Here is a 21,986-nt window from a genome sequence, read left to right as displayed (position 1 = left end):
GGGGTCCGTCATTTGTGTTGCGGGTCGGCGCGGGTTCCTTGCGCGTCACGCCTCCGACGCGCTCGCCTCGCGCGTGCGGCGCGCGATGCGTGCACGGGCGCTGCGCTCACGCCCAGCGGCGGATCGCCCACTTCTCGAGGAGGCCGACGAGGGCGTCGCTCAGTTTGCCGAGCACGGCGAGCAGGATGATCGCGAGGAAGATGCGGTCGATCCGCCCGTTCTGACCCGAGTCGTTCAAGAGGAAACCGAGGCCCATCGAGGATGCCAGGAGCTCGGCGGCGACGAGGAACAGCCACGCCTGCGCGAGCGCCAGCCTGAGGCCCGACAGCACCGACGGCACGACCGCCGGCAGCTGCACGGTGCCGAACAGTCGAATCCCCCGAAGCCCGAAGGCGCGGCCGGCCTCGAGCAGCTGCCGGTCGACGTGCCGGAGCGAGGCGGCGACGATCGTATACACGGGGAAGAACGCGCCGATCGCGATGAGGATGACCTTCGAATCCTCGCCGATGCCGAACCACAGCAGCAGCAGTGGGATCCACGCGAGCGACGGCACCGCCCGCACCGCGCCGAGCGTCGGGGCGATGAGCACATCCGCCAGCCGCGACAGGCCCACCACGGCGCCGACGACGATGCCGATGACGGCGCCGAACGCGAAGCCGAGCAGCACCCGCTGCGTCGAGATCGCCACGTACAGCCCGAGCTGGCCGCGCTCGGCCAGATCGATGCCGGCGAGCCACACCATCTCGGGCGACGGCATCCGCGACACCGGCACGAGCCCCGACGTCGACACGATCTGCCAGGCCGCGAGCAGCACGACCGGGATGATCGCGCCGCCGGCGACCCGGAACCAGCGACGACGCGTCAGGGGTGCGGATGCCGTGGGGCGCCCCGCGGCATCCGCTCGCTGCAACACCTCGGCCATGCTCGAACCCGCCTTACGCGAAGCGGCCCGGGTCGGCCGCGGTGACGAAGGAGTCGTCGATGAGGGTGTCGAGGGCGTCGTCGACCAGCTGCTGGTTCGGCACGTCGCCGAGCTCGACGAAGACGGGGCCGATCTTCTTCAGCACGTCGATCTGCGCCTGGCCGGGCACCGGGTCGACGTCGAGGTTCGAGCGTTCCTCGATGACCTTCGTCGCGACCGCGAGGTCGAGGCCGGCGACGTCGGCGAGGATCTGCGCGGTCTCCTCGGGGTGCTCGGCGGCCCATGCGCGGGCCTGCTCGTAGGCGTCGACGACGGCCTGCGCGACCTCGGGGCGGTTCTCGAGGAACTCCTCGGTCGCGTTCAGGAACCCGTAGCTGTTGAAGTCGACGTTGCGGTAGAAGAGCGTCGCGCCCTCCTCCTCCGCGCCGGCCATGATCGGGTCGAGGCCCGACCACGCATCCACCGCGCCGGCCTGCAGGGCCGCCCATCCGTCGGCGTGCTGCAGGTTCTGCACCGTGATGTCGTCGGGCGCGAGACCGCCGGCCTCAAGCGACTGCAGCAGGAAGAAGTACGGGTCGGTGCCCTTCGTCGCCGCGACCTGCTTGCCCTTCAGCTGCTCGACCGAGGTGATCGGCGAGCCGTCGGGGGCGACGAGGGCCGCCCACTCCGGCTGCGAGTAGATGTCGATGACCTTGATCGGCGAACCGTTCGACCGGGCCAGCAGGGCCGCCGATCCGGCCGTCGAACCGACATCCACCGCGCCGGCGCGCAGCGCCTCGTTCGCCTTGTTCGAGCCCGCCGACTGCACCCATTCGACCTCGAGGCCGGCGTCTTCGAGCCAACCCTGGTCCTTGATGATGAGGCTCAGCGGGTTGTAGGTCGCGAAGTCGATCGCGAGCGACTGGCCCTCGAGGCCGTCGCCGGGGTTCTCGGCGGCCGGCGCGTTCTCGCCGGCGACGCAGCCCGTGAGCAGCAGGGCGGATGCGGCGGCGCCGGCGGCGAGCGCCGTGCGGAAGGTCGTGCGGGACATGGGACTCCTCGTGCTGGTCTGGGCTGTTCTGCGGTGGGTACTCGGGTGGTGGTGCGCGGTCAGGAGGCGAGCCGGGCGTGCTCGGGTGCGGATGCCCCGGCGCGCCGCCCGCCGGAGGCGACGCCGCCTGTGCCGTGTTCATGCCGGTCGACGCCGAGCCCCTCGAGCAGTTCGGCGCGGAGCTCGGCGAGCTCGGCCGAACCCCGGTCGCGGGGCCTCGCGCCCGGCACCTCGACGATGCGGCGGATGCCGGCGCCCGCCCCGTCCTCGTTCGCGCCGCTCTTGCTCGCGCCGCTGTTGTTCGCACCGCTCTTGTTCGCGCCGCTTTCGTTCGCACCGAGCAGCACGACGCGGTCGGCCAGCTGCAGCGCTTCGTCGACGTCGTGCGTGACGAGCAGCACCGTCGTCGGTTCGGTGCGGTGCACGTCGAGCAGGAGGTCCTGCATGCGGAGGCGCGTCAGCGCATCCAGCGCCCCGAACGGCTCGTCGAGCAGCAGCACGGCGGGGGTGCGGGCGAGCGCCCGGGCGAGGGATGCCCGCTGCGCCATGCCGCCGGAAACCTCGCGCGGCCGGTGCCCGGCCGAATCGGCCAGGCCCACGAGCTCGAGCAGCCGCCCGACGATCGCCTCGGCGTCGCGCCGCGAGTGCGCGCCCCGCGGCAGCCCGAGCGCCACGTTGTCGGCCAGGGAACGCCACGGCAGCAGCCGCGGCTCCTGGAACCCGATCGCCGAACGGTCGTCGTAGGCGGCGACCGGGGTTCCGTCGATCGCGATGCGGCCCTCGCTCGGCTCGTCGAGCCCGCCGGCCAGGCGCAGCAGGGTCGACTTGCCGCATCCGCTCGGCCCGATGATCGCGACGATCTCGCCGGCGGCGACGTCGAGATCCACACCCCGCAGCACGACCCGTTCGCCGCCTGCGACCGTGAACGTGCGGCCCACGCCCGCGAACCCGATCGGTGCGGCCCGGCGCAGCGCATCGGCCGACGGCCGCGCCGCGGTGGATGACGATGCCATGACGGCTCCTCGGCGGTGGTGGTGTGGATGCCGGGACGAGCCCGACGGGGTTCCGACGCTAGCCAGGCGCACCGGCTCTTGTCAGCGCCCGCCGACCCGCGGCGTAACACTCCGGTGCGCAGGTGCGCGAAGATGGTGCGATGACGAGAACCGTGCGTGGCGCGAACGTGCTCATCACCGGCGCGGCTGCCGGAATGGGGCGGATGTACGCCGAACTCGCCGTCGAAGAGGCGGCGGCATCCGTCGTGCTGTGGGATCGGGACGCGGCCGCGCTCGCGCGCGTCGCCGACGAGCTCGGCGAGAAATCGCGGGGCCGCACCGGCATCCGCTCGTACGTCGTCGACGTCTCCGACCTCGGCGGCATCGCGAAGACCGCCCAGAAGACCCGCAAGGAAGTCGGCACCCCCGACATCCTCTTCAACAACGCCGGCATCGTGCGCGGCAACGCCTACTTCTGGGAGTCCGACTCGGGCGACGACACCCGCCCCACGATGCAGGTCAACGCGCTCGCGCCCATGTACATCGCCCGCGAGTTCCTGCCCGGCATGATCGCCTTGGGCCGCCCGTCGCGGATCGTCAACATCGCCTCGGCCGCCGGCACGCTCGGCAACCCCCGCATGGCCGTGTACGCCGCCTCGAAAGCGGCCCTCATCGGCTGGAGCGACTCGCTGCGCATCGAGCTCGAACAGGCCGGCCACGACCACGTGAAGGTCGTCACCGTCACGCCCAGTTACATCTCTACCGGCATGTTCGCCGGAGCCCGCGGCCCGATGCTGACGCCCATCCTCGAACCCGAGGTCGTCGTCGAACGCGTCTGGCAGGCCATGCTCGACGGCCGCCCCCTCGTCGAACTGCCCGCCTCGGTGCGCCTCGCACGCATCCTCCGGGCCGTCCTGCCGACCCGCGTCTTCGACCGCGTCGTCGGCGACGGCATGGGCGTCTACCGCTCCATGGAACGCTTCACCGGGCGGCCGGCGCAGCCGCCGGTCGCGTAGCGAGGAGGTCTCGATACGGCGCCGGCGCGCCTACTCGACCGACGGGGTGGCGCCCTGGCGCCGGTCGAGTAGCGAGCACAGCTCGCGTATCGAGACTCTCGACTGGTCTCGATACGGCGCCGGCGCGCCTCCTCGACCGACGGGTGGCGCCCTGACGCCGGTCGAGTAGCGAGCACAGCTCGCGTATCGAGACCCTCGACTGGTCTCGATACGGCGCTGGCGCGCCTACTCGACCGACGGGTGGCGCCCTGGCGCCGGTCGAGTAGCGAGCACAGCTCGCGTATCGAGACCCTCGACTGGTCTCGATACGGCGCTGGCGCGCCTACTCGACCGACGGGGTGGCGCTCTGGCGCCGGTCGAGTAGCGAGGCACGAGCGTATCGAGACCCTCCGCCGAGCCGGACTCCGGTCTCGCACCGGCGCTCGAGAGCGCCCGGCGAGGCGCCGCGAGCAGCGGCTACGGTGGGCGGATGGAGGACAGCCTCGGGCGGTTCGCGCCGTACGGAGACGCCGCCGGCCCGCATCCGGATGCCGCGCTCGCCGCGATCCTCGCGCGCCACGGCGTCCCCGGCGCCCAGATCGTGCACTCGCGGCCCGGCAGCACCGACGCCTTCGCGTTCGGCGTGCGCGACGCCGGAACCGGCGACCCCGTCACGCCGCGCACCCGTTTCGAGGCGGCATCGCTCACCAAGGTCGTAGCGGCATACCTCGTCCTCAGGCGAGTGGATGCCGGGCGCCTCGACCTCGACGAGACGCTGCACTCCCGGCATCCATCGCCCCGAACCGACGCCCGCGCCCGCCGCATCACCGCACGCCACGTGCTCGCGCACACGACCGGGCTGCCCGACTGGGCCGGGGATCCCGGCTCCGACGAGGCGCCGCTCACCCCCGCGTGGGAGCCCGGCGAGCGGTTCGGATACTCGGGCGACGGCTTCCAGGTGCTGCAACGCACCGTCGAGGCGATCGACGGGCGCCCGTTCGCGCGCTCCCTCGCCGAGGAGGTGTTCGGCCCCTTCGGCATGGCCGACACGAGCCTCGTGTTCCGGCTGCCCGACGCGGCGCACCTCGTCGCCGGGCACGACCGGGCCGGCCGGCCCGGCATCCCGAGCCGCTACACGCGCGGCAGCATCGCCTACACCCTGACGACGACCGCGACCGATTACGACCGCTTCGTGCGCCGCGCCCTCCTCGGCGGCGAGGGCCTCTCGCCGGCCGCGCACGCCGCCTGGCTCGCCCCGGCCTCCGACGCGCGCGGATGGCCGGCGGCCGCCGCCGCCGACACCGTCTCATGGGGTCTCGGCGTCGGCCTGGAGCACCGCGCCGACGGCGACTGGGCCTGGCACTGGGGCGATAACGGCATCCGCACGGCGTTCTTCGCCGCTTCCCCGGCGCGGGGCGAGGCCGTCGGCATGTTCTTCAATAGCTCCGAGGGTCTTCGCGCAGTGGATGCCGTCCTGCACCGCCTCCTCGGCGCCCCGCGCTTCGCCGCGCTCGATTGGCTCGGCCTCCCCGCCGCCCCGCGCCCCTGACGCCCCTCCCTGAAGTGCCGATCTCCCGCAGGAGTGCGGATCTCCCGAATAGCGACGCGGAGAAGTGCCGATCTCCCGCCGGAGTGCCGGGAAGCGGGCACTCCGGCGGGAGATCGGCACTCCTGCGTCGCCGGGCGCCGTACACCGGGCCGGGCGTGCGCCCGGCGGGGCGGTGACCCGCGGCATCCACTCTCGATGGAGGTCGTGTCTCCCGTTGGAGGTTCCGGATTCGCGACCTCCAACGGGAGCAGCGACCTCCAACGGGCGAGTCCGGGCAGTGGATGCCGCCCGCGCCGCTCGGCGGGCGGCAGCACTCGCAGGAGTGCGGATCTCCCGAATAGCGACGCGTAGGAGTGCCGATTTCCCGCCGGAGTGCCGGGAAGTGGGCACTCCTGCGTCGGCGGGCGCTGGACACCAGGCCCGGTGCGCGCCCGGCGGAGCAGCGACCCGCGGCAGTGGATCGCGCCCCGGCGGTGCTCGGCGGAGCGCCGCGCCGGCGCCGCTAGCGTGGGCGGATGGACGACAACCTCGGGGAGCTCGCGCCGCACGGAGACGATGCCGGGCCGGAACCGGCGCCGCACCCGGCAGGCACCGCGGTCGCGTTGCGGAGTCTGAAACGCATCCCGCGGCACGGCCTCGCGGTGAGCTTCGCCGTCGCGGGCATCGTGCTGCAGGACGACGCCGAGTTCGCGGTCGTCGCAACGCCGTCGGGTTCCGGGCGGGCATCGCGGGCGGGGCGTCGGACGGGGCCCCGCGGCCGCAACATCGCGGTGGATGACTGGGACGGTTCGTACGACCTCGCCGAGTGGGAGGGCGAGGCGGTCGTGCGCGTCCACCCGCGGGGGCGATGCTGGTCGCTGTGGCGGTGGCACGACGGCCGGGACTGGACGAGCGACTGGTACGGCAACCTCGAAGCACCGTGGCGGCGCACCCCGATCGGCTTCGACACCCGCGACTGGGCGCTCGACGTCGTCGCCGAGGGGCGGCCCGGCACACCGGGGTGGCGGGTGGGATTCAAGGATGAGGACGAACTGGCGTGGTTCACCGAACACGGCTTCTTCACCGCCGCCGAGGCGGCGCGCATCCGCCGAGCGGGTGACGAGCTCGCCGGGCTGCTGCGCGCGGGCGATGGGCCGGCCGCGATGGACTGGTCGCCGTGGGTGCCGCCGGCGGTGGGGCCGGTGCCGCTCCCGGAGGAGTGGGCGTCCGTCCACCCGGAGCGCCCGGCGGGTCGGTGACCTCGCGGGGAAGTGCCGATTTCCCGCCGGAGTGCCGGGAAGTGGGCACTCCTGCGGGAGATCGGCACTCCTATGTCCCGGCGGGTCGGTGACCCGCGGCATCCACTCGCGATGGAGGTCGACTCTCCCGTTGGAGGTCGCGAATCCGGAACCTCCAACGGGAGAGTCGACCTCTATCGAGTGGGAATCGAGCCGGGGGGCGAGCGCGGGCGCCTGTATGTGCGGGTTGGGCTGCGTCTTACCAACAGATAGAGCCCTATGTGTGGGTAGGCTCGGCGTATGCCCACAGATGGAACGAACGCGGACGAAGGACGCGTCGACGTGCCGGCGACCGGCACGTCGCGACACGAGTGGCGCCCCCGGCATCCCGAGATCTTCTCGCGCGCAGAAACGCTCCGGCAGACCGGGCCCTACGATTCCGCGGTGCCGTCCGCCATCTCCGCGTGGTCGCCCCGGTTCCCCGCCGCGCTGATCACCGACCTCGATGAAGCATCGCGGGCACTCCTGGAGTTCGACCGGTATGCGCTCGACCGCCTCGGCGCCGGCAACCCGGCGCTCGGCCCGATGTCCGCGATCCTGCTGCGCACCGAGAGCGCGTCGAGCAGCCAGATCGAGCAGCTCACGGCATCCGCACGCCAACTGGCCCTCGCCGAGATCGACGAGGGCGACCGCGCGAACGCCGGCGTCGTCGTCGCGAATGTGCGAGCGATGGAGGCGGCGCTCGCGCTCTCCGAACACCTCGACCTGGATTCCATCCTCGCCATGCACCGTGCGTTGCTCGCCCGCCAACCGGGCCTCGAGGGCGAAGCCGGGCGGCTCCGCACCGAACTCGTGTGGATCGGCGGGCGCGACAACGCAGGCCCGCGCGGTGCGGACTTCATCGCCTCGCAGCCTGGGCTGATCCGGCCCGCCCTCGACGACCTCGTCGCCTTCATCGACCGCGTCGACCTGCCGGTGCTCGCCCAGCTGGCGGTTGCGCACGCCCAGTTCGAGACCATCCATCCCTTCGTCGACGGCAACGGCCGCACCGGTCGCGCGCTCGCGCAGGCCATGCTGCGGAACAAGCGACTCGCGACCCACACGACCGTTCCCATTTCGGCGGGTCTGCTCATCGACACCCCGCGCTACTTCGACGCGCTCGGCGCGTATCGCGAGGGCGACGCGGGGCCGATCCTGCGGAGCTTCGCCGATGCGGCGCGGTTCGCCGCGGTATCGGGTCGCGGGCTCGTCGAAGCCCTCGCCGGGGTGCTCGACGAATCCCGTGCGAAGCTCGCCGGAGTCCGCTCGGTCTCGCGGGCGTGGGATGTGGTGCCGCATCTCATCGCCCAACCGGTCGTCAATACGCGGCACCTGCGCGAATCGCTCGGCCTGACCGAGATGACCGCGCTGCGCGCCGTCGAGACGCTCACCGAACGCGGGGTGCTCGTCGAGCGCACGGGTCGCGCGCGGAACCGGGTCTGGCAGCATCCGGGCGTGCTCGACGCCCTCGACGGGTACGCGGCCGAGATCCGCCGGTCGACCCGGCATCGATGAACGGCACACGGGTCGCCCGAAGATATGAAACATAACACCGGGTGCGGATGCCCGGCGGCATCCACACCGCCACGCGCGACCGGCCTATTGTGCCCGGTGTAACCGATGGGTAAATTCCTACGATAAGCGGCCGTCTCGACTTGACGCGGGGCCGCCTCGAACGCTGCACTGACACGAGCGCACTGCTCGTGTGACCCGTACTCACAGCGAAGGAAATGAATCGTATGGTCGTTCCACCCCGCACCAGTCCACGTTCGTGGCGGGCCCCGGCGGGCATCGTCGCCGCCGGGCTCGCCGCATGTCTCGCGCTCGTTCCGGCGTCGGCGTCGTTCGCGAACCCCGCCCAGGCGCAGGGCGTCGCCGCCGAAGCATCCGACGCCGCAGACCCGAGCATCTTCCGCATCGCCACGGCGGGCTTCGTCGACACCTTCAACCCGTTCATCTCGATCTACCTGACGCCGACGAACATCATCCGGTACATGTACGAGAGCCTCGTGCAGAACGCCTCCGAAGACGGCGAGCCGACCGCGGGCCTGGCCGAGGACTGGGAGTCGAGCGAAGACGGCACCGAGTGGACCTTCACCCTGCACGAGGGCCTCGAGTGGTCTGACGGCGAGCCCATCACCTCCGAGGACCCGAAGTGGACCTACGAGCAGATGATGCAGGATCCGGTGCTCGGCACCGCCAACGGCAGCCTCGTCAGCAACTTCGAGAGCCTCGAGGCGCCCGACGAGCGCACCCTCGTCATCCACCTGAAGTCGCCGCAGGCCTCCAACCCGGGCTTGGAGATCCCGGTCGTGCCGAAGCACGTATGGTCGGAGATCGACGACATCGCCGAGTATCCGAACGACGCCGATGTCGTCGGCTCGGGCCCGTACCTGCTGAAGAGCTATTCGGCGAACCAGTCGATCGAGCTCGTCGCGAACCCGAAGTTCTGGCGCGGCGGCCCGAAGATCGACGGCATCCAGTACATCTACTACACGAACCCCGACGCGCAGATCCAGGCGTTGCGGGCGGGCGAGGTCGACTTCGTCACGGGCCTCACGTCGACGCAGATGGAGGCGCTCGAGGGCACCGAGGGCATCACGACCCACGCGGGCCAGGGCCGCCGCTTCACCTCGATCAGCATCAACCCCGGCTCCGAGACGCCCGACGGCGTCGCCTACGGCACGGGCAGCGCGGCACTGAAGGAGGTCGAGGTTCGCCAGGCGCTCCGCCTCGGCATCGACGTCGAGACCCTGATGAACCAGGTGCTGGACGGTCAGGGCACGGTCGCGACGAGCTTCATCCCGGCCGCGTTCCCGACGTGGCACCTGCCCGACGACGACGAGGCGATCGTTTCGTACGATCCGGATGCCGCGACGGCGCTGCTGGACGGTGCCGGCTGGGTTCCGGGTGCCGACGGCATCCGCGAGAAGGACGGGCAGCGGCTCACGATCCGCCTGCTGGCCGACGCGGAGGACATCACGGAGACCGACGGCGCCGAGTACATCGCCGGCTGGCTGAAGGAGATCGGCGTCGAGATCGACGTCGAGGCCACCGACTCCGACACGATCGACGCCCGCACCTCGGTCGGCGACTACGACATGTACTTCTCGGGCTGGAGCGTGAACCCCGACCCCGACTACCAGCTCGGCATCAACCTGTGCTCGACCAGGCCCGACGCCGAGGGCAACGGCGGTACGAGCCAGGATGCCTGGTGCAACCCCGAGTTCGACCGGCTCTACGCCGAGCAGCACTCCGAGCTCGACGTCGACAAGCGCGCCGAACTCGTGCACGAGATGCTGCGCCTGCACTACACCGATGTCGCCCAGATCACCCTCTGGTACGGCAAGTCGCTCGAGGCGTACCGTTCCGACCGTTTCGACGGCTTCACGCTGATGCCGGAGCAGGACGGCATCATCGCCAACCAGGCCGGCTACTGGGGGTACCTGACGGTCGAACCGGTCGCCGAGGTCTCGGATGCGGCTGCGACCGGCGACGGCGGGATGACGGGGGTGTGGATCGGGATCGGTGCGGTCGTCGTGCTCGGTGCGGTCGCGGCGATCCTCATCGTCCGCCGCCGCAAGTCGGCCGACGAGCGGGAGTGATCGCGGCGCGATGACCGAATTGCTCACGCCCGAGGAGGCGGTGCGGGAGGAGGAGGACGGGCCCCGCGGGGGCTCGTCGTTCTGGCGGTATCTCGCGACGAAGATCGGCGGTTCGGCGATCAGCCTCGTCATGGTCGTCGTGCTCGGGTTCTTCGCGTTCCGGGTGCTGCCGGGCGACCCGGTGCGGAAGATCGCGCAGGAACGCCCGATGAGCCCCGAGCAGATGGATGAGCTCCGCCGCCAGTACGGCCTCGACAAGCCGCTCATCGCCCAGTTCTGGGACTACCTCGTGAACATCGTCACGGGCAACCTCGGCGAGAGCTACGTGTACCGCGAGTCGGTGAGCACCCTGATCGGCCAGTACCTGTGGCCGACGCTGCTGCTCACCGGCACCGCGGCGATCCTCGCGATCACGCTCGGCCTGTGGCTCGGGCAGCGGGCGGGCTGGAAGCACGGCTCGCTGTTCGACAAGATCGCCTCGGGCACCTCGCTCGTGCTGTGGTCGGTGCCGACGTTCTGGCTGGCGCTCATCCTGCTGATGGTGTTCGGGGGCACCTTGCGGTGGTTCCCGACGGGCGGCATGGTCACGCCCGGGATGCGGCCGGGCGATCCCGGCTATGTGCTCGACGTCGCCATGCATCTCGTGCTGCCGGTCGTCACGATGGTCGCGGTGGTGTTCGCCCAGTACCTCATGGTGATGCGGGCGTCCCTGCTCGACGAGAAGAGCGCCGACTACCTCACGACGGCCCGTGCGAAGGGCCTGCGCGACGACCTCGTGCGCCGCCGCCACGCCGTGCCGAACGCGCTGCTGCCGGCGGTGACGCTCGTGTTCATGCACATCGGCGGCCTCATCGCCGGGGCCGTCACGGTCGAGACGGTGTTCTCATGGCCGGGCCTCGGCAAGCTGACCTACGAGGCGATCTCGGGGCCGGATCTGCCGCTGCTGCAGGGCACCTTCGTCGTGTTCTCGGCGATCATCATCGTCTTCAACCTCATCGCCGACCTCATCTACCGGCAGCTCGACCCGAGAGTGAGGCGCGCATGAGCACCGCACCGGCATCCACTCGCAGCCTCGCCGCACGCCGCCGCCTCGAGGCGGCCGCCGGCGTCTGGAACGCGTTCCGCCGCAGCCGTTCGGGCATGATCGGCGCGGCGATCCTCGTCGTCATCATCCTCGTGGCGGTGTTCGCGCCGCTCATCGCGGACCGCTCGATGCTCGACCTCACGAAGCTCGTCGGCCAGCCGCGGTTCGCACCGCCCTCGTTCGAGCACCCCCTCGGCACCGACCACCAGGGCCGGGAGATCTGGGTGCGGATGGTGTGGGGCGCCCGCACGACCCTCATCGTCGGCGTCGCCGCGACGGCGATGTCGATGATCATCGGCACGATCATGGGCATGGCGGCCGGGCACTTCACGGGCTGGGCGGGCGGCGTCATCATGCGCTTCGTCGACTTCTTCCTCGTGCTGCCGTCGCTGGTGCTCGCGATCGTGCTGAGCGCGGCGCTGTCGCGCAGCATCTGGACGATCGTGATCGCGATCGGCCTGACCTCGTGGGCCGGCACCGCCCGGCTCGTGCGCGCGCAGACCCTGAGCGTCGAGGCGCGCCCCTACGTCGAACGTTCCCGGGTGCTGGGGGCGGGGCACTGGCACATCATCGGCAAGCACCTGTTCCCGGCGGTGCTGCCGCTCGTGCTGGCGAACACGACCCTCACGGTGGGCTCGGCGATCATCGCCGAGTCGACCCTCGCCTTCCTCGGTCTGGGGGCGGGGCAGCAGTCGTGGGGCACGATCCTGAAAGACGCCCTCGACGTGTCGGCGGCCACCAGCGGGTACTGGTGGTACGTCATCATCCCGGGCGTCGCGATCGTCGCCGTCGTGCTCGCCTTCACCCTCGTCGGCCGTGCCCTCGAGACCATCGCGAACCCGACCCTGAGGAGCCGCTGATGCCCGATCTCGTCTTCGAGGACGTCTCGATCACCTACCGCACGAGCGACCGCGACGATGTGGCGGCCGTCTCGCATGTGAGCCTCGATCTGCCCGCCGGCGGCACCCTCGGCATCGCCGGCGAGTCGGGTTCGGGCAAGTCGACGCTCGCGATGGGCGTGCTGCGCCTGCTGCCCGGCAACGCCCGGCTGGAGGGGCGCATCCTCGTCGGCGACGAGGATGTCGCCGGGCTCAGCTTCGGCCGCCTGCGGGCGTTGCGCTGGGCGGAGGCGTCGATCGTGTTCCAGGGGGCGATGCACTCGCTGAACCCGGTCCGCACGGTCGGCCAGCAGATCCTCGAGGCCCTCGAACTGCATGTGAAGGATGCGTGGAAGACGCCCGAGGCCCGCAAGCGCCGCCTGGCCGAGCTGCTCGGGCAGGTGGATCTGCCGCCCGAGAAGGCGAAGTCGTACCCGCACGAGCTCTCGGGCGGGCAGAAGCAGCGCATCATGATGGCGATGGCGCTGGCGTGCGAGCCCGACATCGTCATCGCCGACGAACCGACGACGGCGCTGGACGTCATCGTGCAGGGGCAGATCCTGGAGGTGCTGCGCGATCTCGTGACCCGGCGCGGCATCTCCCTGCTGATGATCTCGCACGACCTCTCGGTGCTCGCGACCGCGTGCGAGCGGATCGCGGTGATGCGGGGCGGATCCCTCGTCGAGGTCGGCCCGGCCGCGGAGGTGTGCAACACGCCGAAGGAGGCGTACACGAAGCAGCTCGCCGATGCGTTCCCGCGGATCGGCGACCCGGCATCCCGCCGCCGCCCGGTCTCGCGGAAGTCCGACCCGAACGCGCCGGCGACCGAGGCGATCGACTTCTCGGCCGCCGCGCCGATCCTCGAGGCGCGGAACCTCAGCGTGACCTATCGGGCTCGCGGCAAGACGGTGCAGGCCGTTCGCCGAGTGGATCTCGCGTGCCGGGAGGGCGAGATCGTCGCCCTGGTCGGCCAGTCGGGGTCGGGCAAGACGACGCTCGCGCGCACCCTGCTCGGGCTCGAACAGCCGGATGCGGGCGGCGAGGTCCGCTTCCACGGCGAACCGCTCGCGCGGAAGGGGACGGGGTTGCGGGCGTTCCGTTCGGAGGTGCAGCTCGTGCTGCAGGATCCGGCGGCGGCGCTGAACCCGAAGATCAGCGTGTACGAGTCGGTCGCCGAGGGCTTGCGCGTGCAGCGTTTCGCGGGCGACGAGCGGGCCCGCGTGTTCGAGAGCCTGGAGGCGGCGGAGCTGTCGCCGCCGGAGCGCTACATCCGTGCCATCCCGCAGGAACTGTCGGGTGGGCAGCGTCAGCGCGTCGTGATCGCCGGTGCCCTCGCCGTCGACCCGCGCATGATCATCGCCGACGAACCGGTCGCGTCGCTGGACGCTTCGGCGCGCGGCGAGATCCTCGCGCTCATCCTGCGGTTGCGCGATGAGCTCGGCCTGTCGGCGCTCGTCATCACGCACGACCTCGGCCTCGCCTGGAACATCGCCGACACCGTCGCGGTCATGTACCACGGCGAGATCGTCGAGCGCGGCACGGTCGAGGAGGTGCTGCTCGACCCGCAGCACGCATACACGAAGCGGCTGCTGGCGGCGGCGCCGAGCATCGCCGATGCGGGCATGGCCGAGGGTGCGGGTGCGGATGCCCGGGCGCGCGCCACGGCATCCGCACCCGGCCCGTCGGTCGGCGGAGCGGGCGACCCGGCTCCCGGCGACCCGGCCCCGGTCTCGGCCTCCGCCGAGGCGGCCCCGTGATCCACGAGAACGAGCCCGTCGCGGGCCTGGCCTGGACGGTGTTCGCCGGCGACCGCGAGACCGTCTTCCACGAGCTGGGTGCGCGCTTCGCCGCCGAGATCCGCGAGGCCCGCGAGCGGCCCGGCGGGCAGTGGGAGCGGCTCGTGGCCCGCACCGACGGCACGGCGGCGGGCGAGCGGGTGGATGCCGTGATCGCGGCGACCCGCCGGCACTGCCCCGTGGAGTCGGCCGAGCTCGACGCGATGGCGGCGGGCGCCGGCATCCGCACCCGGGAGCTCTGGACGTACAACCTGCGCGGCGACTTCGGCCGCGACGGCACGGGCTGCAGCGATCTCGTGCTCGGGGGAGTGGATGCCGCGGGCCGCCCGCGTCTCGTGCTCGGCCACAACGAGGACGGCGACGGCGACCTCGCCGGCACGGTGCGGCTCGTCACGCTCCGCATCGAGGGCGACCCCGATGTGACCGCGGTCTGGTACCCGGGTTTCGTGCCGGCGAACGCCTTCGTCGCGACGTCGGCGGGCGTCGTCTGGGGCATGGACCATCTGCCGGTCGTCGCCGCCGAGCTCGCCGGCGCGGGCCGGCATCTGCTCGCGCGGCATGCGCAACGGCAGCCGACGGGGGCGGCCGGGCTCGACGCGGTGCGGCGCATCCCGTGCGCGGGCGGGTTCGCGTTCAACGTCGCCGGCGCCGGGTTCGCGACGACGGTCGAGAACGCGGCGGGGGTCATCGGCGAGGCCGAATCCGCGAGTGGATGCCGGTGGCACACGAACCACCTGCGCTACGTCGGGGCGGGCGCCGCCGGCCTCGAACCCGGCGGCGACGACCCGTGGCTCGCCGAGAGCCGCACCCGGGGCGCGGCGCTCGCCACGGCGGCGGGGCACGCGGCATCCACACCCGAGGTGCTCTCGGCCCTGCGCTCGCCGGGCGTGCTGAACCGCTCGGCCGACATCTTCACCTTCGTCACGGCCGTCGCAGACCTCGTCGGCGACCGCATCGCCCTACAGGGCGAGGGTGCGGCGTGGACGGGCGAGCTCGGCGCCTTCGCGTCGGGGGAGGCGCGGGCCGCGTAGCCCGCGAGACAGGAGGAGACATGGAGTTCCCCGAACACGACGGCCTGGTGTGGTCGGCGACGGCGTTCGACCTGGACGACGGCGAGGTGCTGTTCGCGCACGAGACGGGCCGGGTGCTGAAGACGGCGAGCATCGGCAAGGTGTTCCTGCTGCACACGGTGCTCGAGGAGGAGCTCGCCGGCCGGCTGAGCCTCGACGAACCGGTCACGCGCCGCCCGAGCGACTGGATGGACGACTCCGGCCTCTGGTACCTCATGCAGGCATCCACCCTGTCGATCTACGACCTCTGCGCCCTCATCGGCGCCGTCAGCGACAACCATGCGACGAACACCCTCGTGCGCCGCGTCGGCATCGAGGCGGTGCAGGCCTCGACCGAGGCGCTCGGCTACCGCGATTCGGCGCTGCACGACATGATCCGCTGGCCGCGGCCGCCCGGCGCCCCGCAGACCCTCTCCTCGGGCACGGCGGCCGAGCTGTCGGACTTCGTCGCGCGCCTGGCCCGCAAGGAGCTGCTGACGCCGGAGGCGTGCGACATGTTCCGCCGCTGGCTCGGTGCGGGCATGGACTGCTCGATGGTGCCCTCCGGCTTCGGCCTCGACCCCCTCGCGCACGACTTCTTCGACCGCGGCCTGTGGGTGTGGAACAAGACCGGCACCATGTCGACCGTGCGCGCCGACATCGGCGTCGTCATGTCGCCGGAACGCCGCGTCGCCTACGCCGTGCTCGCCAACTGGGCGCCGGGGGAGGACCGCCGCGACGAGGCCCTCGCCGTCATGCGCGAGGCGGGCCTGGCGATCCGGGAGCACGTGCTCGCGTGAGGCATCGCTTCGACGCGGTGCGCGCGTTCGCGGGCGGCCGGCACGACGGCACGGCGGTGGATGCCGCGGGCGCCCTCGTCTTCGGTGCGACGCCCGCCCGGGAGTCGCGCACCGATCCGCTCGATCCCGACGCCCGCGTCCGCGAGCTCGACGTCGCCTGCTGGACGGGGCCGGTCGTGGAGCTCGGCTTCCCCGCGGCAGAGGCGATCCCCGGGTGACCCTGCTCGGCGCGGTCGCCTCCGAACCGCCCACCCAGGTGACTGGACAAGAATGCAGGGTTGCGGAGCCCCCGGACCCTGCATTCCTGTCCACTCACGGCTGGGCCGGGGAGATCGCGGTGCCGCGGTATGCGCAGTATCCGCACCGGGGCGAGTACCCCGAGTACGGCGGGGGCGGCGAGGCCTGGTGCTCGCCGAGCTCGGTCGCGATGGTGCGCGCCGCGTGGGGGCGTGCGCCGGGTGCGGCGGAGCTCGCCGGCATCCACGCCCCGAACGGGGATGCGCAGGTGCCGTACACGGCGATCCGCGCCTACGATCACGCCTATCGCGGCACGGGAAACTGGGCGTTCAGCGCGGCCGCGGCCGCCGGCGACGGGCTCGAGGCCTACGTCGACCGTTTCGCCGATCTCGCCGAGGCGGAGCGGATGCTCGCGGCCGGCATTCCGCTGATCGGCTCGGTGTCGTTCACCCGGGAGCAGTTGCCGGAGGCCGGCTATGCGACGGCCGGGCACCTGCTCGTCATCCGCGGCGTCACCGAGGCGGGCGACGTCATCGTGAACGACCCGGCGGCCGCCTCGAACGAGGGGGTGCGCCGTGTCTACCCGCGCGCCGCCTTCGAGGCCGCCTGGCGGCGCGGCAGCGGCGGCGTCGCCTACGTGGTGCGCCCCGCAGCGCCGGGCGTCAGCGGGCGAACAGGAGCGTGACGAGCGCGATGCGCTCCTCGAAGGAGGCGAGGCTCATGTGCTCGCCGGGTGCGTGCGCGCCGCCGCCGCGGGGGCCGAGGCCGTCGACGGTGGGCACGCCGGCCGCGCCGGTGAGGTTCGCGTCGCCGGCGCCTGCGGCGGGCCTGCCCCCGAGTGGATGCCCGAGCGCGCTGGCACAGGCCTCGAGCCCGGTCAGCAGTGCGCGGTCGGCATCCGTCGCCGCCCATGCCGGCCTGCGGCTCAGCGTCTCGACGTCGAGCCGGGCGCCCGCGCGCACGGGGGTGAGACCGGCGAGTGCGGTGAGCACGCGCTCCTCGGTGTCGCCGTCGAAGAAGCGCAGCCCGATCTCGGCGGCGGCCTCGTCGGGCACGACGTTCGCGCGGGTGCCGCCGGTGATCGTGCCGATGTTGCAGAGCACACGGCCGCCGGCGGCATGGGTGTCGTCGACGATGCGGCGCACGGCGAGCAGCTGGTCGACGAGTTCGTCGATCGCCGAGATGCCGGCTTCGGGGTCGAGGGCGGCGTGCGCGCTGCGACCGTGGACGGCCAGGCGCACCCGGGTGCTGCCGGCCCGCCCGACCTTCAGGGCGCCGTCGGGGTGCGGCGATTCGAAGGCGATGACGGCGGATGCGCGGCGGGCTTCGGCGACGACGAGCTCGGCCGAGCTCGGCGAGCCGATCTCCTCGTCGCAGTTCAGCACGAGGCGCACGGGGCGGCGGGGCCGGTCGGCGAGGAGTTCGAGCGCGGTGAGGGCGACGACGATGCCGCTCTTCATGTCGAAGACGCCGGGGCCGGTGACGGTGTCGCCGTCGACCGACCAGGGCAGTTCGCCGTCGAGGGTTCCGGCCGGCCACACGGTGTCGGTGTGGCCGACGACGAGCAGGGGCGCCTCGGTGGATGCCCCGGCGCGCCCGGCATCGGGTGCGGCGCCGGCCGACCCGGCGGCGCCCTCGGCTGCCGCGCCGGCATCCACCCCCGGCACGTCGATCACGAGGTGCACGCCCGCCTCGACCTCGATGCGCTGCACCTCGCCGAGCGGGGCGAACCAGTCGGCGATGAGCGCCGTGATGCGTTCGCTGGCGGCTCGGTCGCCGGTGGGCGACTCGATGCCGACGAGCGTGCGCACGCGCTCGAACGCGCTGGGCCGCGCCGCGGCGGCGAGGGTTGTCGCCTCTTCAGGGGTCACGGTTCCTCCCAATGATGTGCCGCAGATCATTCCACCAGATTTCGCACGAAACCGCACCGAGGCATCCATTGTGCGTAAAGATATGCGTCATATGATTGATCATGTGAGTGATGCCGAGCCCGCCCCCCACCGTGCCGAGGAGCTCGCCGATGCCGCCGATTTCGTCGCGGCCGGCGAGCTGTACCGTCGGGTGTTCGGGTACGACCCGGCGTCGTTCGCCCTGAACGCGAACCTGCTGAGCGCGCTCGTGCGCAACGGCGGCTCCGCCGTGGGCGTGCGGGACGCCGGCGGGCGGCTCATCGGCTTCGCCTACGGGTTCCCGGCGAGCGACGGGCACGGCGCGTACCACTACTCGCAGGCCGCCGTCATCGACCCCGCCCACCAGGGCCGCGGAATCGGCCGCCTGCTCAAGGAGCGGCAGCGGCTCGTCGCGCTCGCCTCCGGTGCCACCCGTATGCGCTGGGCCTTCGACCCGGCGCTCGCGCGCAACGCCCACTTCAACTTCGACGTGCTGGGCGCCCACGGCGCCGCCTTCGTCGAGGACTACTACCACCGCCCGGGCAGCGACCGCATCGTCGCCGAATGGCCGATCGCCGTGCCCGACCCCTACGCCGCCGTGCGCGCCGTCGAACCGCCCGCGGGGCTCGCCGCCGCCGAGGTCGCCGTGCCCGTCGAGATCGAGGGCCGGCGGTGGATGCCCGTTCCCGCCGACCCGGCCGTCGCCGCCGTGCCGCGGCTCGCCGAACGCGTGCGGGGCGGCATGCGCGCCCTCTACGAGGACGGCTTCGTGCTCGTCAGCTGCGTGCGGCTCGGCACGGCGACCTCCGCCTACCTCGCGGTGCCTGCGGCATCCGCACCCGCCGCTGCGGCCTCCGAACCCGGCCCCGACGCATCCACACCCGGCACCACGGCATCCACCCCCGGCACCACCCGGGCCGGCCACGGCCCGGCATCCACCCCCGGCGCGCAGCGCCCATCCACCCCGGGAGGCACCACGTGACCGAGAACCGCGCCCTCTCCTCCCCGCAGGCCCGCTACGGCGAACGGCTGCGGCGCAACGTCTCGGCGACGGCCCTGCAGGAACGGGTCATGGATGCCGAGACCGCATCGCTCGCGCACACCTTCGAGCGGCTGCGGGCCGATGCCGCGCTGCCCGATGCGGCCGCGATCCTGCTCGGCGCCCGCCGGAAGTACATCGCCGGCGAGGGCAAATCGGCCGCCTATGCGGCGCTGCTGAACGCCGACCTGGCCAGCACCGTGCCGAACGTGTACTTCGTCGACGGGCACGCGCTGACGACCCTCACCGTGCTGAGCGATGTGCGGCCGAGCGATGTGCTCGTGCTGTTCTCGATGCGCCGCTACCGGCGCGAGACGGTCACCCTCGGCCGCCTCTTCCACGAGGCCGGCGGCAGCCTCGTCGTCGTCACCGACCGCGAGGACGCGCCGCTTGCCGAATACGCCGACTCCCTCATCGTCGTCGACACCGGGTCGGCCTCCTACGCCGATTCGCCGACGGCGATCGCCGCCGTCTGCCACCTGCTGTCGGCGCTCACCACGGCGAGCGCGAAGGGCGCCCGCCGCCGCCTCGCCGTCCGCGACGAACTCCTCGACGACCTCGCCCTGTACGAATAAGGAACGCGCATGAGAATCACCCGCATCGAGCTCCACGAGGTGCGCCTGCCGCTCGTGCACGGCTTCGAGACCAGCTCGCACCGCAAGACGAGCCTGACGCACATCCTCGTCGAGGCCCACGACGCATCCGGCGTCGTCGGCTGGGGCGAGATCGCGAGCCCGAGCGGTCCGTACTTCACCTCGGAGACGAACGAGACGGCGTGGGAGGTCGGCAACCGCTATCTCGCGCCGGCCGTGCTCGGCACCGAGTGGGGCTACCCCGACGAGCTCGAGGCGGCGTGGGCGAAGATCCGCGGGCACGAATTCGCGAAGGCCGGCTTCGCCGGTGCCGCCTGGGATCTGTGGTCGCGTGCCGAGGGCGTGCCGCTCGCGCGGGCGCTCGGCGCGACCCGCACGGAGGTCGAGGCGGGCGTCTCGCTCGGCATCGAGCCGACGTTCGACGAGCTGCTGGCGCAGGTGCAGCGGCAGGTGGATGCCGGCTACGGCCGCGTCAAGCTGAAGATCGCCCCCGGGTGGGATGTCGAGCCGGTGCGTCTGGTGCGCGAGGCGTTCCCGGATCTCGTGCTGCACGTCGACGCGAACGGCGTGTACCGCTCCGACGACGAGACGATGGCGCATCTCTCCTCGCTCGACGCCGACGGCCTTGCGATGATCGAGCAGCCCTTCGCGCCGCGCGACTTCACGGGTCACGCCCGCTTCCAGTCCCGCATCGAGACGCCGGTCTGCCTCGACGAGTCGGTCGTCGCCCTCGACGATCTGCGCACGATGCTCGCCCTGGACGCCGGCCGGGTGCTGAACATCAAGGTCTCCCGCATGGGCGGCCCCGGCGTGGCGCGCGCTGCGCACGACCTCGCCCGCGATGCCGGCGTGCCGGTGTGGTGCGGCGGCATGCACGAGTTCGGCATCGGCCGTGCCGTGAACGTCGCCGTGTCGGCCCTGCCCGGTTTCTCGTACCCGTCCGACGTGTCGGGCTCCGACAAGTACTACGCGCGCGACATCGTCACGCCGCCGATCGTCGCCCACGGCGGCATCGTGCAGGTGCCGACGACGCCCGGCATCGGGCACGAGGTGGATGCCGGCTTCCTCGCCGAGCAGCGGCTGCGCCACGCGCGAGTGGATGCCGCGGGCGAGGCCGCGGCCGGCGCCGCCCCGGCGGCCGCGCCCACCGATGCCGCTGCCGCGGCCGCGCCCACCGATGGCGGCGCCGCCCCGGACGGGCGTCCCGCGGCATCCACCCCCCGCATCGTCGTCGTCATGGTCGACGACCTCGCCGAGGGCGTGCCGCCCGTCGCCGCCGAGTTCCGCGAGGTCGACCCGGCCGAGCCGCAGCTCTCGGTGCAGGACCTCGGGCCGACCCGCGGCGACGGCGTCTTCGAGACCGTCGGCGTGAAGGGCGGCCGCCTGTTCGCCCTCGGCCCGCACCTGGCGCGGTTCGCGAAATCGGCGCGGATGCTCGAGCTGCCCGCGCCGAAGCTCGAGGTGTGGGAGCGGGCGATCCGCCACGCCGTCGCGGCCCACGGCGGCGAGGACATCGCCGCGAAGTTCGTCATGACCCGCGGCATCGAGGGCACCGGCGTCCCGGTCGGCTGGGTGACCGTGTTCGAATCCGGCGACTTCGCCCGCCCCCGTACCGAGGGCGTCTCGGTCGTCACCCTCGACCGCGGCTACCGCAGCGACGTCGCCGAGACCTCGCCGTGGCTGCTGCAGGGTGCGAAATCCCTCTCGTACGCCGTCAACAAGGCGGTGCTGCGCGAAGCGGCCCGCCGCGACGCCGAAGACGTCATCTTCGTCTCGAGCGACGGATACGTGCTCGAAGGCCCCAGCTCGACCGTGCTCATGCGCTTCGGCGACGAGTTCGTGACGCCCGCTGCCCGGCAGGGCATCCTCGAGGGCACGACCCTCGGCACGGCGATCGCGTTCCTCGCCGGCGAGGGCTTCGAGGTGCGCCACGAGCAGGTGCCGGTGTCGCGGCTCGCGGATGCCGAGGGGCTCTGGTTGCTGTCGAGCACCCGCCGCGCGGCGCCGATCAACCGGCTCGACGGCGAGGCGCGGCCCGTCGACCGCGACCTCACCGAACGGCTGCAGTCCGCGCTCGCCGACGCACCGGAGGGCATCGGATGAGCCGAGCGATCGCGCCGCCCATTCGCCGCTCGAGTAGCGAGGCGCGGCGCTGGCGTGCTCGTTCGCCGGTCGAGTAGCGAGGCACGAGCGTATCGAGACCCTCTGCTGGTCTCGATACGGCGCTGGCGCGCCTACTCGACCGACGGTGGCGCTCCTTCGCCGGCCCGCA

At 72.4% G+C, this 21,986-nt stretch carries 19 protein-coding genes; 15 read left to right on the top strand and 4 right to left on the bottom strand.

What is annotated here, in order from left to right; translation table 11 throughout:
- Nucleotides 1–106: 106 nt before the first annotated feature.
- Genes G127AT_RS06975 through G127AT_RS06965 form a run of 3 tightly spaced genes read right to left on the bottom strand, consistent with a single transcriptional unit; the run spans nucleotide 107 to nucleotide 2,965 of the window.
- The gene (locus tag G127AT_RS06975; protein WP_210901375.1) at nucleotides 107–922 is read right to left on the bottom strand and encodes an ABC transporter permease; all 816 of its coding nucleotides are present in this window, start codon (nucleotides 920–922) and stop codon (nucleotides 107–109) included.
- Nucleotides 923–935: 13 nt separating this feature from the next.
- Nucleotides 936–1,952 carry an aliphatic sulfonate ABC transporter substrate-binding protein gene (locus G127AT_RS06970; RefSeq protein WP_210901373.1) on the bottom strand — a complete coding sequence of 339 codons (1,017 nt, stop codon included), beginning with the start codon at nucleotides 1,950–1,952 and terminating at the stop codon, nucleotides 936–938.
- Nucleotides 1,953–2,011: 59 nt separating this feature from the next.
- Nucleotides 2,012–2,965, bottom strand: a complete 954-nt coding sequence (locus tag G127AT_RS06965; protein WP_210901371.1) for an ABC transporter ATP-binding protein — start codon at nucleotides 2,963–2,965, stop codon at nucleotides 2,012–2,014.
- A 140-nt stretch (nucleotides 2,966–3,105) separates the two neighbouring features.
- Between G127AT_RS06965 and G127AT_RS06960 the strand changes: the two genes are divergently transcribed.
- The 12 genes from G127AT_RS06960 to G127AT_RS06905 all read left to right on the top strand — a co-directional run bounded on the left by G127AT_RS06960 (nucleotide 3,106) and on the right by G127AT_RS06905 (nucleotide 16,878).
- Nucleotides 3,106–3,960 (top strand): SDR family NAD(P)-dependent oxidoreductase, encoded by an 855-nt coding sequence (locus tag G127AT_RS06960; protein ID WP_210901369.1) that lies wholly within the window; start codon nucleotides 3,106–3,108, stop codon nucleotides 3,958–3,960.
- Nucleotides 3,961–4,429: 469 nt separating this feature from the next.
- Entirely contained in the window at nucleotides 4,430–5,488 is a 1,059-nt protein-coding gene (locus G127AT_RS06955) for a serine hydrolase domain-containing protein (protein WP_210901367.1), read from the top strand.
- Between the two features lie 515 nt (nucleotides 5,489–6,003).
- Complete coding sequence (locus G127AT_RS06950; RefSeq protein WP_210901365.1) at nucleotides 6,004–6,726, top strand: ribonuclease FAU-1 family protein; 723 nt, start codon at nucleotides 6,004–6,006, stop codon at nucleotides 6,724–6,726.
- A gap of 279 nt (nucleotides 6,727–7,005) precedes the next feature.
- Entirely contained in the window at nucleotides 7,006–8,259 is a 1,254-nt protein-coding gene (locus G127AT_RS06945) for a Fic family protein (RefSeq protein ID WP_210901363.1), read from the top strand.
- 224 nt (nucleotides 8,260–8,483) lie between these two features.
- The gene (locus G127AT_RS06940) at nucleotides 8,484–10,349 is read left to right on the top strand and encodes an ABC transporter substrate-binding protein (RefSeq protein ID WP_210901361.1); all 1,866 of its coding nucleotides are present in this window, start codon (nucleotides 8,484–8,486) and stop codon (nucleotides 10,347–10,349) included.
- 10 nt (nucleotides 10,350–10,359) lie between these two features.
- Entirely contained in the window at nucleotides 10,360–11,394 is a 1,035-nt protein-coding gene (locus G127AT_RS06935) for an ABC transporter permease (RefSeq protein ID WP_210901359.1), read from the top strand.
- A complete protein-coding gene (locus tag G127AT_RS06930) occupies nucleotides 11,391–12,293 on the top strand; it encodes an ABC transporter permease (RefSeq protein WP_210901357.1) in 903 nt (300 codons plus the stop codon). Before G127AT_RS06935 ends, G127AT_RS06930 begins: the two co-directional genes overlap by 4 nt.
- Nucleotides 12,293–14,068 (top strand): ATP-binding cassette domain-containing protein, encoded by a 1,776-nt coding sequence (locus G127AT_RS06925; protein ID WP_210901355.1) that lies wholly within the window; start codon nucleotides 12,293–12,295, stop codon nucleotides 14,066–14,068. The genes G127AT_RS06930 and G127AT_RS06925 overlap by 1 nt, the downstream gene beginning before the upstream one ends.
- Nucleotides 14,065–15,138 carry a C45 family autoproteolytic acyltransferase/hydrolase gene (locus G127AT_RS06920; protein ID WP_210901353.1) on the top strand — a complete coding sequence of 358 codons (1,074 nt, stop codon included), beginning with the start codon at nucleotides 14,065–14,067 and terminating at the stop codon, nucleotides 15,136–15,138. Before G127AT_RS06925 ends, G127AT_RS06920 begins: the two co-directional genes overlap by 4 nt.
- Nucleotides 15,139–15,158: 20 nt before the next feature.
- The gene (locus G127AT_RS06915; RefSeq protein ID WP_210901351.1) at nucleotides 15,159–15,956 is read left to right on the top strand and encodes a serine hydrolase; all 798 of its coding nucleotides are present in this window, start codon (nucleotides 15,159–15,161) and stop codon (nucleotides 15,954–15,956) included.
- Nucleotides 15,953–16,174: a hypothetical protein gene (locus tag G127AT_RS06910; RefSeq protein ID WP_210901349.1), complete on the top strand. Its 222-nt coding sequence runs from the start codon at nucleotides 15,953–15,955 to the stop codon at nucleotides 16,172–16,174. Before G127AT_RS06915 ends, G127AT_RS06910 begins: the two co-directional genes overlap by 4 nt.
- Before the next feature lie 119 nt (nucleotides 16,175–16,293).
- Nucleotides 16,294–16,878 carry a C39 family peptidase gene (locus G127AT_RS06905; protein WP_210901347.1) on the top strand — a complete coding sequence of 195 codons (585 nt, stop codon included), beginning with the start codon at nucleotides 16,294–16,296 and terminating at the stop codon, nucleotides 16,876–16,878.
- On the opposite strand, the gene G127AT_RS06900 is transcribed toward G127AT_RS06905, so the two are convergent.
- Nucleotides 16,856–18,064, bottom strand: a complete 1,209-nt coding sequence (locus G127AT_RS06900; RefSeq protein WP_244857810.1) for a M20/M25/M40 family metallo-hydrolase — start codon at nucleotides 18,062–18,064, stop codon at nucleotides 16,856–16,858. The two genes, G127AT_RS06905 and G127AT_RS06900, sit on opposite strands and share 23 nt — an antisense overlap.
- Before the next feature lie 103 nt (nucleotides 18,065–18,167).
- On the opposite strand from G127AT_RS06900, the gene G127AT_RS16065 reads away from it, so the two are divergent.
- From G127AT_RS16065 to menC, 3 genes are read left to right on the top strand one after another with little or no spacing between them, the layout of a single operon-like run.
- The gene (locus G127AT_RS16065) at nucleotides 18,168–19,064 is read left to right on the top strand and encodes a GNAT family N-acetyltransferase (protein WP_244857808.1); all 897 of its coding nucleotides are present in this window, start codon (nucleotides 18,168–18,170) and stop codon (nucleotides 19,062–19,064) included.
- Nucleotides 19,061–19,696: a MurR/RpiR family transcriptional regulator gene (locus tag G127AT_RS16060; protein ID WP_244857806.1), complete on the top strand. Its 636-nt coding sequence runs from the start codon at nucleotides 19,061–19,063 to the stop codon at nucleotides 19,694–19,696. The genes G127AT_RS16065 and G127AT_RS16060 overlap by 4 nt, the downstream gene beginning before the upstream one ends.
- A 9-nt stretch (nucleotides 19,697–19,705) precedes the next feature.
- Nucleotides 19,706–21,817, top strand: coding sequence for an o-succinylbenzoate synthase (gene menC, locus G127AT_RS06890; RefSeq protein WP_210901340.1), 2,112 nt, complete (start codon nucleotides 19,706–19,708; stop codon nucleotides 21,815–21,817).
- Nucleotides 21,818–21,986 lie beyond the last annotated feature (169 nt).

Source organism: Agromyces archimandritae (assembly GCF_018024495.1).
GTDB classification, from domain to species: Bacteria; Actinomycetota; Actinomycetes; order Actinomycetales; family Microbacteriaceae; genus Agromyces; species Agromyces archimandritae.
Note: the sequence above shows the minus strand (reverse complement) of the source record. Positions and strands in the feature narration are given on the sequence as shown.

Excerpts from the sequence above, each read along its gene's own strand:
- G127AT_RS06975 (WP_210901375.1), bottom strand. The coding sequence starts at position 922 with ATGGCCGAGGTGTTGCAGCGAGCGGATGCCGCGGGGCGCCCCACGGCA.
- G127AT_RS06970 (WP_210901373.1), bottom strand. The coding sequence starts at position 1,952 with ATGTCCCGCACGACCTTCCGCACGGCGCTCGCCGCCGGCGCCGCCGCA.
- G127AT_RS06965 (WP_210901371.1), bottom strand. The coding sequence starts at position 2,965 with ATGGCATCGTCATCCACCGCGGCGCGGCCGTCGGCCGATGCGCTGCGC.
- G127AT_RS06960 (WP_210901369.1), top strand. The coding sequence starts at position 3,106 with ATGACGAGAACCGTGCGTGGCGCGAACGTGCTCATCACCGGCGCGGCT.
- G127AT_RS06955 (WP_210901367.1), top strand. The coding sequence starts at position 4,430 with ATGGAGGACAGCCTCGGGCGGTTCGCGCCGTACGGAGACGCCGCCGGC.
- G127AT_RS06950 (WP_210901365.1), top strand. The coding sequence starts at position 6,004 with ATGGACGACAACCTCGGGGAGCTCGCGCCGCACGGAGACGATGCCGGG.
- G127AT_RS06945 (WP_210901363.1), top strand. The coding sequence starts at position 7,006 with ATGCCCACAGATGGAACGAACGCGGACGAAGGACGCGTCGACGTGCCG.
- G127AT_RS06940 (WP_210901361.1), top strand. The coding sequence starts at position 8,484 with ATGGTCGTTCCACCCCGCACCAGTCCACGTTCGTGGCGGGCCCCGGCG.
- G127AT_RS06935 (WP_210901359.1), top strand. The coding sequence starts at position 10,360 with ATGACCGAATTGCTCACGCCCGAGGAGGCGGTGCGGGAGGAGGAGGAC.
- G127AT_RS06930 (WP_210901357.1), top strand. The coding sequence starts at position 11,391 with ATGAGCACCGCACCGGCATCCACTCGCAGCCTCGCCGCACGCCGCCGC.
- G127AT_RS06925 (WP_210901355.1), top strand. The coding sequence starts at position 12,293 with ATGCCCGATCTCGTCTTCGAGGACGTCTCGATCACCTACCGCACGAGC.
- G127AT_RS06915 (WP_210901351.1), top strand. The coding sequence starts at position 15,159 with ATGGAGTTCCCCGAACACGACGGCCTGGTGTGGTCGGCGACGGCGTTC.
- menC (WP_210901340.1), top strand. The coding sequence starts at position 19,706 with ATGAGAATCACCCGCATCGAGCTCCACGAGGTGCGCCTGCCGCTCGTG.